11 protein-coding genes and 3 pseudogenes are annotated in these 12,861 nt (G+C 60.1%); 10 read left to right on the top strand and 4 right to left on the bottom strand.

Going from position 1 to position 12,861, the window contains the following annotated elements; translation table 11 throughout:
- Nucleotides 1-34 precede the first annotated feature (34 nt).
- From RX328_RS16700 to RX328_RS16675, 6 genes are all read left to right on the top strand, one after another.
- Nucleotides 35-874: a GNAT family N-acetyltransferase gene (locus RX328_RS16700; RefSeq protein WP_213253560.1), complete on the top strand. Its 840-nt coding sequence runs from the start codon at nucleotides 35-37 to the stop codon at nucleotides 872-874.
- Between the two features lie 14 nt (nucleotides 875-888).
- The gene (locus RX328_RS16695; RefSeq protein ID WP_213253559.1) at nucleotides 889-2,262 is read left to right on the top strand and encodes an aspartate aminotransferase family protein; all 1,374 of its coding nucleotides are present in this window, start codon (nucleotides 889-891) and stop codon (nucleotides 2,260-2,262) included.
- Between the two features lie 325 nt (nucleotides 2,263-2,587).
- Complete coding sequence (locus RX328_RS16690; RefSeq protein ID WP_213253558.1) at nucleotides 2,588-4,198, top strand: ABC transporter substrate-binding protein; 1,611 nt, start codon at nucleotides 2,588-2,590, stop codon at nucleotides 4,196-4,198.
- 84 nt (nucleotides 4,199-4,282) lie between these two features.
- Nucleotides 4,283-5,233 (top strand): ABC transporter permease, encoded by a 951-nt coding sequence (locus RX328_RS16685; protein WP_213253557.1) that lies wholly within the window; start codon nucleotides 4,283-4,285, stop codon nucleotides 5,231-5,233.
- Nucleotides 5,230-6,081 (top strand): ABC transporter permease, encoded by an 852-nt coding sequence (locus RX328_RS16680; RefSeq protein WP_213253556.1) that lies wholly within the window; start codon nucleotides 5,230-5,232, stop codon nucleotides 6,079-6,081. The genes RX328_RS16685 and RX328_RS16680 overlap by 4 nt, the downstream gene beginning before the upstream one ends.
- An 8-nt stretch (nucleotides 6,082-6,089) precedes the next feature.
- Nucleotides 6,090-7,766: an ABC transporter ATP-binding protein gene (locus RX328_RS16675; RefSeq protein ID WP_213253581.1), complete on the top strand. Its 1,677-nt coding sequence runs from the start codon at nucleotides 6,090-6,092 to the stop codon at nucleotides 7,764-7,766.
- Here RX328_RS16675 and RX328_RS16670 read toward each other — a convergent pair.
- Nucleotides 7,763-8,242 carry an Lrp/AsnC family transcriptional regulator gene (locus RX328_RS16670; protein ID WP_213253555.1) on the bottom strand — a complete coding sequence of 160 codons (480 nt, stop codon included), beginning with the start codon at nucleotides 8,240-8,242 and terminating at the stop codon, nucleotides 7,763-7,765. The genes RX328_RS16675 and RX328_RS16670 overlap by 4 nt on opposite strands.
- 216 nt (nucleotides 8,243-8,458) lie before the next feature.
- On the opposite strand from RX328_RS16670, the gene RX328_RS16665 reads away from it, so the two are divergent.
- Nucleotides 8,459-9,784 (top strand): NAD(P)/FAD-dependent oxidoreductase, encoded by a 1,326-nt coding sequence (locus RX328_RS16665; RefSeq protein ID WP_213253554.1) that lies wholly within the window; start codon nucleotides 8,459-8,461, stop codon nucleotides 9,782-9,784.
- Nucleotides 9,785-10,374: 590 nt separating this feature from the next.
- Here RX328_RS16665 and RX328_RS16660 read toward each other — a convergent pair.
- From RX328_RS16660 to RX328_RS16650, 3 genes and pseudogenes are all read right to left on the bottom strand, one after another.
- A pseudogene (locus tag RX328_RS16660) lies at nucleotides 10,375-10,521 on the bottom strand (FAD-binding oxidoreductase); the annotation flags it as partial.
- 467 nt (nucleotides 10,522-10,988) lie between these two features.
- A pseudogene (locus RX328_RS43660) lies at nucleotides 10,989-11,385 on the bottom strand (hypothetical protein).
- Complete coding sequence (locus RX328_RS16650) at nucleotides 11,277-11,885, bottom strand: hypothetical protein (protein WP_213253586.1); 609 nt, start codon at nucleotides 11,883-11,885, stop codon at nucleotides 11,277-11,279. The pseudogene RX328_RS43660 and the gene RX328_RS16650 overlap by 109 nt, the downstream one beginning before the upstream one ends.
- Between RX328_RS16650 and RX328_RS43655 the strand changes: the two genes are divergently transcribed.
- The 3 genes and pseudogenes from RX328_RS43655 to RX328_RS43650 all read left to right on the top strand — a co-directional run bounded on the left by RX328_RS43655 (nucleotide 11,854) and on the right by RX328_RS43650 (nucleotide 12,744).
- Entirely contained in the window at nucleotides 11,854-11,976 is a 123-nt protein-coding gene (locus RX328_RS43655) for a hypothetical protein (protein WP_283772400.1), read from the top strand. The genes RX328_RS16650 and RX328_RS43655 overlap by 32 nt on opposite strands.
- Nucleotides 11,977-12,273: a hypothetical protein gene (locus RX328_RS16645; RefSeq protein ID WP_213253552.1), complete on the top strand. Its 297-nt coding sequence runs from the start codon at nucleotides 11,977-11,979 to the stop codon at nucleotides 12,271-12,273.
- A gap of 160 nt (nucleotides 12,274-12,433) precedes the next feature.
- Nucleotides 12,434-12,744, top strand: a pseudogene (locus RX328_RS43650) (DUF1304 domain-containing protein).
- Nucleotides 12,745-12,861: the final 117 nt, after the last annotated feature.

Below are 12,861 nucleotides of genomic sequence, written 5' to 3'. Positions count from 1 at the left end.
CCCTAAAATTAACGGGAGGAAGACGGGAGATTCCATGAGGACGGACGAAATCGATCTGGTGATGTTCGGCCCGGAACACATAGACGGCGCAGTGAGCCTGTCGCAGCAAGCCAGTTGGCCGCACCGGCGCGAAGACTGGCAGATGATGCTTGAGCTCAGCGACGGTACGGTCGTGCTCGACGTCAACGGCCGTGTAGTCGGCACCATACTGCTGACGCGCTATGGGCAGGACTGCGCGGCGATAAACATGGTGATCGTCGATGAGGCGATGCGTGGCCACGGCCTGGGGCGCAAGCTCATGGAGCGTGCTTTTGCGTTCGCCGGCGGCCGGCCGTTGAGGCTGGTTGCGACTGCGGAGGGACTGCCCCTCTACAAAAAGCTCGGCTTTGCCGAGTGCGGCACGATCCGGCAACACCAGGGCGAGGCGCGACTTGTGGCTCCATCGCGAGGTGTCGTGCTCGCCACCGGCGATGAGATCGCAGCTATAAAGAGACTAGACCGCGAAGCATTCGGCGCCGATCGCAGTGCGCTCATCGATCACCTGGCCAGTGCCGGGAAATTCGCGATGATCCGCCGCGACGGCGTGGTCACCGGTTATGCCGCGCTACGCGCCTTCGGTCGCGGAGAGGTCATCGGACCGATCGTCGCCACCAACGCAGATGAAGCCAAGGCACTCATTGCATTCTTCGCGGCATCCCGCACGGGAGCCTTCCTTCGCATCGATACGGATAGCGACAGCGGCTTGGCTGACTGGCTGGAAACGATCGGCCTCCAGCACGTCGGCGGCGGCATAGCCATGAGCAACCACGCGTCAAAGAAGCCCGACCATCCGCGGGTGCGGACCTTCGCCCTCGCCAGCCAGGCCCTCGGCTGATCCGGAGAAAGAACATGCTCGCCAATTCCCTGATCGAACTCGATCGCGCCCATCTGATCCATCCGGTCGCCTCATATCGCGGCCACGAGAAGCACGGCGTCCGCGTGCTGAAGTCCGCAAGCGGCGCTACCGTCACCGATGCGACGGGCCGCCAGCTTCTCGACGGTTTCGCAGGGCTATGGTGTGTCAACGCCGGCTACGGTCACGAGAGCATCGTCCAGGCCGCCGCCCGGCAGATGCGGGAGCTGGCCTATGCGACAGGCTATTTCGGTCTGGGGTCGGAACCCGCGATCCGCTTGGCCGCCGAACTCGCCCAACGCGCGCCGGGAGACCTCAACCACGTCTATTTCTCGCTTGGAGGATCGGATGCCGTGGACAGCACGGTGCGCTTCATCAGGTATTACTGGCATGCCAAGGGCGAGCCGCGGCGGGACCAGTTCATTTCGATCGAACAAGGTTACCACGGATCCTCGACGGTCGGCGCGGGCCTGACCGCGCTGCCCGCCTTCCACGCCGGTTTCGGCGTGCCCTACGACTGGCAGCACAAGATCCCCTCCCCCCATCCCTATCGCAATCCTGTCGGGGAGGATGCGACGGCCATCATCGCGTCATCGCTTGCGGCACTCGAGGCGAAGATCGAGGCCATCGGCGCGGATCGGATCGCGGCTTTCTATGCCGAGCCGATTCAAGGCTCCGGTGGCGTCATCGTGCCGCCGCGAGGCTGGATCAAGGCGCTGCGCGATCTCTGTAGTCGCCATGGCATCCTCTTTATTGCGGATGAGGTCATCACCGGCTTCGGTCGAACCGGTCCGCTGTTCGCCTGCTCGGAGGACGACATCGTTCCGGATTTCATGACGACCGCAAAGGGCCTTACGTCGGGCTACGCCCCCATGGGTGCGGTGTTTATGTCCGACAAAGTGTACGATGTCATCGCCGACGGCGCCGGAAACGCTGCCGTCGGTCACGGCCAGACCTATTCCGGCCATCCGGTCAGCGCGGCGGTCGGGCTTGCGGTCCTGAAACTCTATGAAGACGGGCTTCTTGACAACGGCGTCAGGGCCGGCCGGCGTCTGATGGCCGGCCTCAAAAGCCTGCGCGATCATCCTTTGGTCGGCGACGTGCGTGGCCGCGGCATGCTCGCGGCCATCGAACTCGTGGTAGACAAGGAGAAAAAAATCCCTCTGCCGGCAGCCGCCGATCCGTCGAGGCGGATATTTGACCGCGCCTGGGAGAACGGCCTCGTCGTACGCGCCTTCGCCCAGGGCGTCATCGGCTATGCCCCGCCGCTTTGCTGCACCGAAAGCGAAATCGACGCGATGATCGAGCGCACGCGCAAGACCCTCGATCAGACCTTGGACGATCCGGATGTGCGGCGGGCGCTGCCGTGAGGGCCACCCGCAGGAGCGGCACGGCAATTCTCGAAATGCCGTGCAAGCGTGAAATTCAGAATTTTGTGCGGGCGCGCCGATAACATTTGAGAGAAATAGGAGCCGCGGAGATGGGAAACTGGATCATAAGCGAGGCCCAAACTTGCACGAAGTTCGGACTTCTCACGATCCGCTGTGACGATCGAAGCAGATATTGTTCGGCCGCTAGCCTGCATACCCACGAGCCGTGGAGACGCTTTCTGAACCTCAACCTGAACCAACACCCGAGCCTAAGTGCGCACTGAAGACGCACAACCGCCCGCACCGACCAACAGGGGAATGACACATGAACAGCAAGATCACCAATTGGGCCAATTCCGATGACGCGATGCTGGAAAATGCTGTTCGTCGCGGCGCGACACGTCGCGAACTCCTTCACATGTTGTTGGCGGGTGGCATGGCAATGTCGGCCGGCACCGTCATGCTCGGGCGCGCCTCGGATGCGGTCGCGGCAACGCCGGTGGCCGGAGGGCATCTGAAGGTAGCGGGCTTTACTTCGTCGACGGCGGACACCCTCGATCCGGCCAAAGCGTCGAACTCGACGGATTATTCGCGCTGCTGCGCCCTTTATAACCGCCTCTCCGTCCTCGACAAATCCGGTCAGACGCAAATGGAATTGGCGGAGCGCATTGATAGCGCCGACGCCAAAACCTGGACCGTCAAGCTCCGAAAGGGCGTTGTCTTTCACGACGGAAAGTCGCTCACGTCCGCGGACGTGATCTTTTCGCTGAAACGCCATCTCGACCCCAATATCGGATCAAAGGTCAACGCCATCGCCAAGCAGATATCCGATCTCAAGGCCATCGACGATCTCACCGTCGAAATCACACTCGCCGCCCCCAACGCCGACCTGCCGACGATCCTGGCGCTGCACCATTTCATGATCGTCGTTGACGGCACGACCGACTTCTCGAAGGGCAATGGCACCGGCGCCTTCGTTCTCGAAAGCTTCAAGCCCGGCGTCCGCTCCGTCATGCGCAAGAACCGCAACTACTGGAAGGCCGGCGGCCCGCACGTGGACACTTTCGAATTCTTCGCCATCAACGAAGACAATGCCCGCGTCAATGCCCTGCTTTCGGGGGACATCCATGTCGCCGGCGCGATCAATCCCCGGTCCGTCCGGCTTGTCGAAAGCCGGCCCGGCTTCGTGCTCTCCAAATCGAGCTCGAACCACTACACAAATCTCAATATGCGCCTCGATATGGCGCCCGGGCAGAACAAGGACTTCGTGACCGGCATGAAGCATCTTGTCAATCGCGACCAGATTCTCAAATCGGCGTTGCGGGGCTACGGCGACATCGGCAATGACCAACCGGTCTTTCCCGGCAACATATATCGCAACAACGATCTGCGGCCGAAGCCGTTTGATCCCGACCAGGCGAAGTTTTACTTCAAGAAGGCCGACGTTCTTGGGCAGTCCATTCCGGTGGTCGCCTCCGAGGCGGCGGGCTCGTCGATCGATATGGCTATGCTGCTTCAGGCCAACGCCGCCGCGATCGGCTTGAAATTGGACGTCCAGCGTGTCCCCTCGGACGGCTATTGGAACAACTACTGGCTCAAGGCGCCAATTCACTTCGGCAACATCAACTATCGACCGACGCCGGACATCTTGTTCTCGTTGTTGTACGCCTCGCAGGCGCCGTGGAATGAAAGCCGCTACAGGTCGGAAAAGTTCGATGCCATGCTGGTCGAAGCCCGTGGAATGCTTTACCAGACCAAGCGCAAGGACATCTACGGCCAGTTGCAGGCCATGATTGCCGAGGAGGCGGGAACGATCATTCCTGCTTACATCTCGGGCGTCGACGCCGTGACCGCCAAACTCAAGGGCATGGACATAAATCCACTCGGCGGCATGATGGGCTATTCAATGGCCGAGCACGTCTGGTTCGCGGCATGACAGCATCGGCAGCCCGGAGCGAAATCCGCTCCCGGTTGTCGTTGTAGCATATCCATCTATCAAAGGGCTCTAGGGAGCGCTTGCATGAATATCAGGGTTCTCGATCTCATCCTGAGCAGGCTCTTCGTGGCGATGATCACATTGCTGATTGTCTCCTTTGCGGTGTTCTTTGCAACCAACCTGCTGCCCGGCGACACCGCGTCAATCCTGCTCGGACAAGCCGCCACACCGGAAGCGGCCGAGGGGCTGCGGCGGGCCATGCATCTGGATGAGCCGGCGGTCCTTCGTTTTATCCATTGGTTGCTTGACTTTCTCCGCGGTGAATTCGGCACGTCCTATGCCAACAGCATGCCGGTTGTGGCGCTGATCGGTGATCGTTTCGTCAACACGATGAAACTTGCCGGCATCACGGCGCTGCTCGCTGTGCCCATTTCTTTGACACTTGGCATCACCAGCGCCGTGTTGCGCGGTTCGCTATACGACCGCGTTGTAACGGTGCTCCTGATCGGGATCATTTCCGTCCCGGAGTTCATGGTGGCGACTTGCGCCGTGCTCTTCTTCGCCGTGTACCTGAAATGGCTTCCCGCCCTCTCCTTCGCAAACGACGCGCATTCGTTCGCCGATACTCTGAAAATCTATTCCATGCCGGTCATCACACTTACTTTCGGGGTGTCGGCGCAAATGATCCGGATGACGCGCGCTGCCGTTATTGAGACTCTCGACACGCCCTATGTCGAGATGGCGCTTCTCAAGGGCGCGTCGCGTGGGCGCATGGTGCTCAAGCATGCCCTTCCGAACGCGCTTGGCCCAATCGCCAATGCGGTGGCGCTGTCGCTGTCATACCTCATCGGCGGCGTGATAATCGTTGAGACGATCTTCAACTATCCGGGCATCGCAAAACTGATGGTTGACGCGGTCGCGACCCGCGACCTTCCGCTGATCCAGACCTGCGCAATGATCTTCTGCCTTGGCTATCTGCTGTTGACCACGGCGGCGGACATTGTCGCGATCCTGTCAAATCCGAGGATCCGATGACGGCACATACCGTACATGAGCAAGTCAGAACGCATTTCGGCTACAGGTTCAATCTCGTCGGCATCGCGTCGTCTGCCGTCATTCTGGCTTGGGCCCTGGTAGCGATCCTTGCGCCGAACATCATACCCCACCCGGTGGGAGAAATCATCGACGTCGAATATTTCGGTCCGATCAGCGACACCATGTGGCTTGGGTCCGACTACCTGGGGCGCGATATGCTTTCGCGCATTCTCATGGGCGCGCGCTATACCATCGGCATTTCCCTTGCAGCCGTATCCATCTCCTGCTTCACGGGCGTGGTTCTTGGAATGACCGCCGCCGTTTCCGGCGGCTGGTTGGACGCTGCCTTGAGTCGCTTTCTGGATGCCTTGAGTTCGATACCGAGCAAGCTATTCGGTCTGCTGGTTGTCGCCGCGGTCGGCTCGTCCGTGCCCGTCCTGATCGTCACGCTTGCCGTCATCTATATCCCGGGAGCGTACCGTTTCTCGCGCGCGCTCGCCGTCAACATCAATACGATGGATTTCATGACGGTCGCTCGCATTCGAGGTGAAGGCACCCTCTATCTGATCGGCTCGGAAATCCTGCCTAATATCATTCGGCCGATACTGGCCGATCTGGGCTTGCGGTTCGTGTTCATAGTGCTGCTTCTGTCGGGTCTCTCCTTCTTGGGACTGGGATTGCAGCCGCCCCAAGCCGACTGGGGGGCGCTGGTGCGTGAGAATATCGGTGGACTGCCGTTCGGTGCTCCTGCCGTGATCGTTCCCTCACTGGCCATCGCCAGCCTTACGATCAGCGTCAATCTACTGATCGACAACCTGCCGAAGAAGATCAGAGACAGGAGCGTATGATGGCCAAATTGTCCAACCTGGTCGAAATTCGTGACCTTGAGGTTGAGGCGACGACCGATTCAGGCCGCAAGGTGGAAATCATCAAGCGCGTTACCCTGGAGGTGGGCGAAGGCGAAATCGTCGCCCTGATCGGCGAGAGCGGCTCGGGAAAAACGACGATTGCCCTCACGCTGATGGGCTATTGCCGCCCGGGATGCCGCATCTCCCGTGGGCAGGTTCTCGTGAACGGCAAAGACATGGCGTCACTTTCCGAGAAGGAACGGGCCGGAATGCGCGGCGCCGATATCGCCTATATTCCGCAAAGTGCGGCCGCCGCCTTCAATCCATCGGCAAAAATCATCGATCAAGTCATCGAGGTTACCCGCATCCATAGTCTCATGCCGGCCGAAAAAGCGCGCCGACGCGCCATCGAACTGTTCAAAGCGCTGTCTTTGCCGAACCCCGAGACCATTGGCCAACACTACCCGCATCAGGTCTCCGGCGGTCAGTTGCAGCGGCTTGCAGCCGCGATGGCGCTGATAAGCGATCCCAAGCTCGTCATCTTCGATGAGCCGACCACGGCCCTGGACGTAACCACCCAGATTGAAGTCCTGCGCGCTTTCAAATCGGTCATGCGCGCGACCGGCATTGCGGGCGTCTACGTCTCGCACGATCTTGCCGTCGTCTCGCAGATCGCCGACCGAATTGTAGTCCTGAAGGGCGGCGAGGTGCAGGAGACCGGCTCGACCGCTGAAATTCTCTCCGCAGCCAAACATCCCTATACCCGCGAGCTTCTCGCCGCGTTCGAGCCGCGCCCGCGGGAAGTGCTGGAAGAGCAGCCTGACGAGATGAAGCCGCTCCTCGAGTTCAAGGACATCAGTGCCGGGTACGGTCCGATTCAGTCAGATGGGCTGCCACTTGTGCGAGCTGTCGAGGGTATCAGCCTCATATTGGAGAAGGGCCGCAATCTCGGCATCATCGGCGAATCCGGCTCTGGCAAATCCACTCTGGCGCGCACGATTGCCGGCGTCCTGCCCGCAGCCGCAGGCCACATGACCTTCGATGGCCGGGAACTCGGTCGCTCAGTGCGAGATCGCAGCCACGATCAGTTGCGGGAAATTCAGATCGTCTTCCAGCACGCCGATACGGCGCTCAATCCGGCAAAGCTGGTCGAAGACATACTGGGCCGCCCGATGGCGTTCTACCATCGCATGGACGGCCGGGCGCGCAGTACTCGCATCGATGAGTTGCTCGACATGGTGAAGCTGCCTCGCACCGTTCGCAGCCGTCGACCGTCGGAGTTGTCCGGCGGACAGAAACAGCGCGTGAATTTCGCTCGAGCGCTCGCCGCCGATCCAAAGCTGATCCTGTGCGACGAGATCACCTCGGCACTCGACACCGTGGTCGCGGCAGCGGTCATCGATTTGTTGAAAGAGCTGCAGCGCGAACTCGGGATCTCCTACATTTTCATCAGCCATGACCTGTCCGTGGTGAAGGCCATCTGCGACGAGATCATCGTGATGTACGGCGGAATGAAGGTCGAGCAGCTATTGCCGTCGGAAATCAAGGCGGCAAAGCATCCGTACTCGCAACTGCTGTTCTCGTCGGTACCGAAGCTGGATCCGGACTGGCTCGACAGCCTCGAGCAGGATCCCTCGTCCGCTCGTATTGCTTCCTTTGAACGGCGGCAAGCGTTCGCCAACTAAACGCGAAACAGGCTGGTCAGCGGCATGTGAGCCTTTACGATTGGCGACTTCAGCACGACAAAGCTGAAATACTTGTCGATACCGATATCCATGTCAGTCAACCGCTCCATGATGGTCTGATATTCCTCGATACCGGCAGTCACGAACTTCAGGAGATAGTCGTACCCACCGGAGACGAGATGACATTCTATGATCTGGTCGGTCTTCTCGACCACCGAGAGGAAGCGTGCAAAATCCGTCTGGCGATGATTTCTCAAGGTGATCTCGGTGAAGACGGTTAAGGTTTGCCCAAGCTTGCCGACGTCGATCTGAGCCGAGTAGCCTTGAATATAGCCTTCTGCCTGCAACTTCTTCACACGCATGAGACATGGACTCGGAGACAGATTGACCAATTCCGCAAGCTCCACATTGGAGATGCGTCCATTCTTCTGGAGTTCGTTCAGGATCTTGATGTCGATCCGATCCAGTTTCGTCACGGCTGTGTCGATTCTCAAGCTGGCCGCTGCTACGGCATTATATGCTGCGCTCGATCTTACCACATTCCCCGGCAATGCCTATTGCCGGCAGAACTCGCTGCAAAGCAGGATACATTGCACCTGCCGTCCTCCGCAGAATATTGTTCGGTTACGTGGCGATTTCCGGCAGCGCTTGTGTTCAGTAAGCCGCTAGACTGAGGGCAGTCGGAGACACCCATGCCCGCGCCGCTGCATCACATCGAAAGCTCCCCCGAATTGCCCGCGTCCGCCGACGCGGTGGTGATTGGCGGCGGCATCGTCGGCGTGTTTGCCGCCTATTACCTTGCGAAGCGGGGCCTCCGGATCGCCCTGGTAGAGAAGGGAAGGGTCGGCGCGGAGCAGTCGAGCCGCAACTGGGGCTGGTGCCGGCAGCAGAACCGGGATGCCCGCGAACTGCCGATGGCGATGAAGAGCCTCGACCTCTGGGAGCAGTTTGCCGCCGAGAGCGGTGAAGATACTGGCTTTCGCCGCTGCGGTCTCTTGTACCTGAGCAATGACGAGGCCGAGCTTGTCCGCTGGGCGCGCTGGTGCGATTTTGCCAGAACGGTCGGCGTGACGACCCATGTGCTGGACAGTGCCGGAGCGACGGGGCGCGGTCGTGCAACCGGACGCGCCTGGAAGGGTGGCGTCTTTTCGCCCACCGATGGGACAGCCGATCCGGGCAAAGCCGCGCCGGCCGTGGCTTCCGCGATCCTGAAGCTGGGCGGAACGGTTCATCAGAATTGTGCCGCGCGGGGCATCGAATTGGAAGCCGGGCGATTGAGCGCCGTTGTCACGGAGCGCGGAACGATCAAGACGAAGGTCGCTGTGCTTGCCGGGGGCGCATGGGCGTCGTCCTTCTGCCGTCAGGTCGGCATCCGTTTCCCCCAAGCCTCGATCCGTTCTTCGATCCTGGCCGTCTCTCCCGGTGCCAAAGATCTGCCGGATGCCCTGCATACCGCCAGCATCTCCCTCACCCGCCGGAGCGATGGCGGCTACACTCTGGCGATCAGCGGACGTGGGCGCGTGGACGTCACCCCGCAGCAGTTGCGTTTCGCTCCGCAATTTCTGCCGATGTTCTTGAAACGTTGGCACAGCCTCCTCCCGGGCGGCCTCGAAGGAATTCGTTCCGGCCACGAGACGTTGAAGCGCTGGAGGATCGATGGGCCGACCCCGATGGAACACATGCGCATTCTCGATCCAACGCCCGATCCGGCTGCGGTGAAACTGACCCACCGCCGGGCAATCGAACTCATACCCGAACTGCGCAAGACAAAGATCGCAGCAGCCTGGGCTGGCTATATCGACAGCACCCCGGACGGTGTGCCCGGCATAGGAGAGTTGGAGAAGGTGCCCGGCCTCATTCTGGCCGCCGGCTTTTCCGGGCACGGCTTCGGCATCGGTCCGGGAGCCGGTCACCTGGTCGCCGACCTCGTCACCGGGGCGAAGCCTATGTTTGATCCAGAGCCGTATCGCCCGGGGCGGTTCTCGGCATCGGCATGGGGCAAAGTCGCGGATTTCTAACCCTGCGCCAGGAAGAGCTGCGAGCCCGTCGAGATCATTCGGCGCAACCCCATTTAAATACCAGCTCGCCCTCTCCCACGCCTGGATCGCACTACCCAACTGTCTTGGAGCGCTTCGGCTGACGATACGAGACTGGTTGATCTCATGGGCAATTGACAGGGCAAGCTTTGCCTTATCGAGCGTGGTCTGCGCCATCTGACGCATTTTGTCGGTTTTCACCGTTGCGCTGAAAAGCAGCCACGACGCCGCCAACGATACCCACGCTTGTCCGCTTGCCCATGCCGACAAACGAAATCAGCTTCTCGGTCTCAGGTGACTACACTCCTCCATTCGATGGCGTCGAGCCTCGACTGCTGCGCCATCGATAGATGTTTTTGGATTTCCCGGTGCACACGTCGCACTCTAATTCGTTGAAAGCGTTGAATTCTCCGTCCAATCCATCAGGGCAAGTTTGGGCTACCGTGAACCAGCGACGTGCGACGAGTTGGACTCAGCTCGTTGTTGGGCATGCCGCTATTTGCCCTGGCTACGCAATACCCCCAGCGGGTTGGATGCTGCCGTGGTCCGGGAGATCAGCCGAAGGCCTCGCATCAATCAAAGATGCGGCCGCGATTGAGGATGGCCTTTGGGTCCAGCGCAGCCTTCAGCCGGCGCATCGTCGCGATCTCGGCCCTACTGCGGCAGAGCTGCAGCCGCGGCTTCTTATCGAAGCCGATGCCATGCTCGGCCGAGATTCCCTCAAGGGCGGATGGATCATGCTCCAGGCAGGATGCTTCGGTGATACCGATGATAGCCGTGTTGGCTTTTGGATTGACCATGAGGGTTCGCTAGAAGTGGCAAGCACTGATGATGCTTTTGAACTGGTTATCTACGACGATGGGCTACAGTTCCGGCTTGATCTTGGGCAATGCAGGCTTGGCCCCGTGATCGCACGAATGGCTGCTTCTGACCATCGGCCCTCAATGTCGGTCGGTTCTGACATTTACGCAGAACATAGTGAGGAAATCGCTGGTGAATCGGTCCGTGTCGTGACCCGTGCAAAGCTAAACGAGATTACGCTTTGCAAAGCTGGCGCGGCTGGCGACGAAGCTCTTGCATTCGTGGTCGACAAGACGTTCACGCCGAAGCCAACTGCGTACTACCGACGCTGCCATATCGATGCTGCGGCAAATCAGGCACTCGTTGGGAGTTTCGCAGCCAGCATTCAGCGGGGGCGCGTCGGCAGTTTCGGGAGCCTGTCGGGGTTGAACGTAGGCGGCGGCGTGCTCGGCACTGGTGCGACTGGCTGCTCTTCGCTGCGTTCCTTCGAGCAGCACTCCCGGGACCTGTTCTGCCGTGCCAACGTACCTAGCTATCTTGCCGGAGCACGTTCCCTCAAGCTTCAGCGTAAGGTCATCGGCACCGAAGACGGTTGCATGTCCTTCGGTGTGCCGTTTTAGTGTCAGGATGGCGGCGAACCGTTCGCCGTTGACTTCGCAAGTGCCGCTGTAGCTCATGATGGTGTCGCGGCCCGAAATTTTGCCATCAGCGACATGGGCGCTGCCGGCGCCTTGGCCGAGCGGAGTTTTGAACCATGCCGCGTAAGTGCCGTCTTTGAGCATCGGAGGAATCCCGTCACCAGCGCCCGCATGATCGGCACGGCGAACGCTAAGACTTCGTTAATCCTGGTGCCTTTGCAAATCCGGTACTCCGATAGTCGGTGTACCACCTTGGTCTCAACCGAGCGAACCGACCACCTATACAGGCTGGTTAGCGAAACGATCGAGGCCGGGCGCCAGCGCTGCCCGGAGTGCGGTGACACCGCGCCGGGCAGCAAGGCTGTTTGTGTTCTACAGCCTGCATGGCTTGCGCCCGCACAAGCACGAAGGCGTGTTCTGCAGTCTCGAGTGCCACGACATCCACCACGGCCTGAAGCCGAGAAAGCGAACTTAAGACAATGCGCAAAATGAGCGCCGAAGAATTCCGCGACGCGCTGGAGAAGATCGGCGTCACCTAGGCCGGCTTTGCTCGCCTGGTTGACCTCGACGAACGCTCCGTGCGGCGCAAGGCCGCCAACGATCGCGACGTAGTTGATCGCGATCCTGATCACGATCATGATCAAGCGCAACATCAGCTTGGCTGAGGTGCTGAAGCTCTCATGGGCGACAAACGCCCCGGCGAGCTTCAGAGACCAGCTAGTGAAAGAACAATGAATGAAGGCAACAATGACGAAGTTTCTTTTAACCACGGTCGCTGTCGTCGCTCTTACGGCGCCGGCCAGCGCGTTCTATACCGTGTGCACAGTCGCGAAGGATATCGAACTTTCCAATCGGCTAGGCGGCCCCACGGAGCCACGCTATATGCCGGTCGCCAAGGGCGACAAAGTCGCCTTTCGTGACAAGCACCAAGGTTGGTGGTTCGTGATGCATGCCACCGATGGAAGAACCGATCACGGCTGGCTTCCAGAGAACGTTCTAACCAAGTGCAAGAAAATGGAAGGCACGCCGTAACGGCGGGAGCACAACGCCCTAGTGATCGAAGCATCGTTCATTGCAGCGTGCCTGTCTCGCGGTTTCCGGACATCATCATTTCAATGAGAATCCGCGCAGGCTTCCGCACTTTTCACGCGCGCCGTGCTAGCGTCCACCCGAATTCCGGCTGGGGGGCAACATGATCTGGATCGCCAATCTTCTGGTGGCACTGGTTGCCGTGATGCACATCTATTTTCTCGCGCTCGGTGTTCCTCTGGACCAAGCCGGTGGGGCTTGAAGACCTTCGGCAACAGCCGATGCCATGCCGGTGCTCGCCGTCAACCAGGGACACTTTCATTCGGCTCCCGCCTTCGCATTCCAGATCAAGGTGTTCTAGTGCTCTGCGTCGTCATCGCGAGCGCGTACGGCGCTTATTCCGTCAGCCGGAGAATTCTTTTTGTGCAGGCCGCGCCGGCTGCCCTTGCCTTGATCATGCTCTGGCTCGCCTGAGTTAGCTGCGCAAGGGCTCGCCTGGGCTTTCACACAGTCATGTCAGCGATGGCGGCCCGCCTTCACGCGGGGAAGTGGAAGGTCTTGTCCTGAGCATGTGCGCTGCCGCAACCGACG

The organism is Bradyrhizobium sp. sBnM-33 (genome assembly GCF_032917945.1).
Classification (GTDB): Bacteria; Pseudomonadota; Alphaproteobacteria; order Rhizobiales; family Xanthobacteraceae; genus Bradyrhizobium.
Note: the sequence above shows the minus strand (reverse complement) of the source record. Positions and strands in the feature narration are given on the sequence as shown.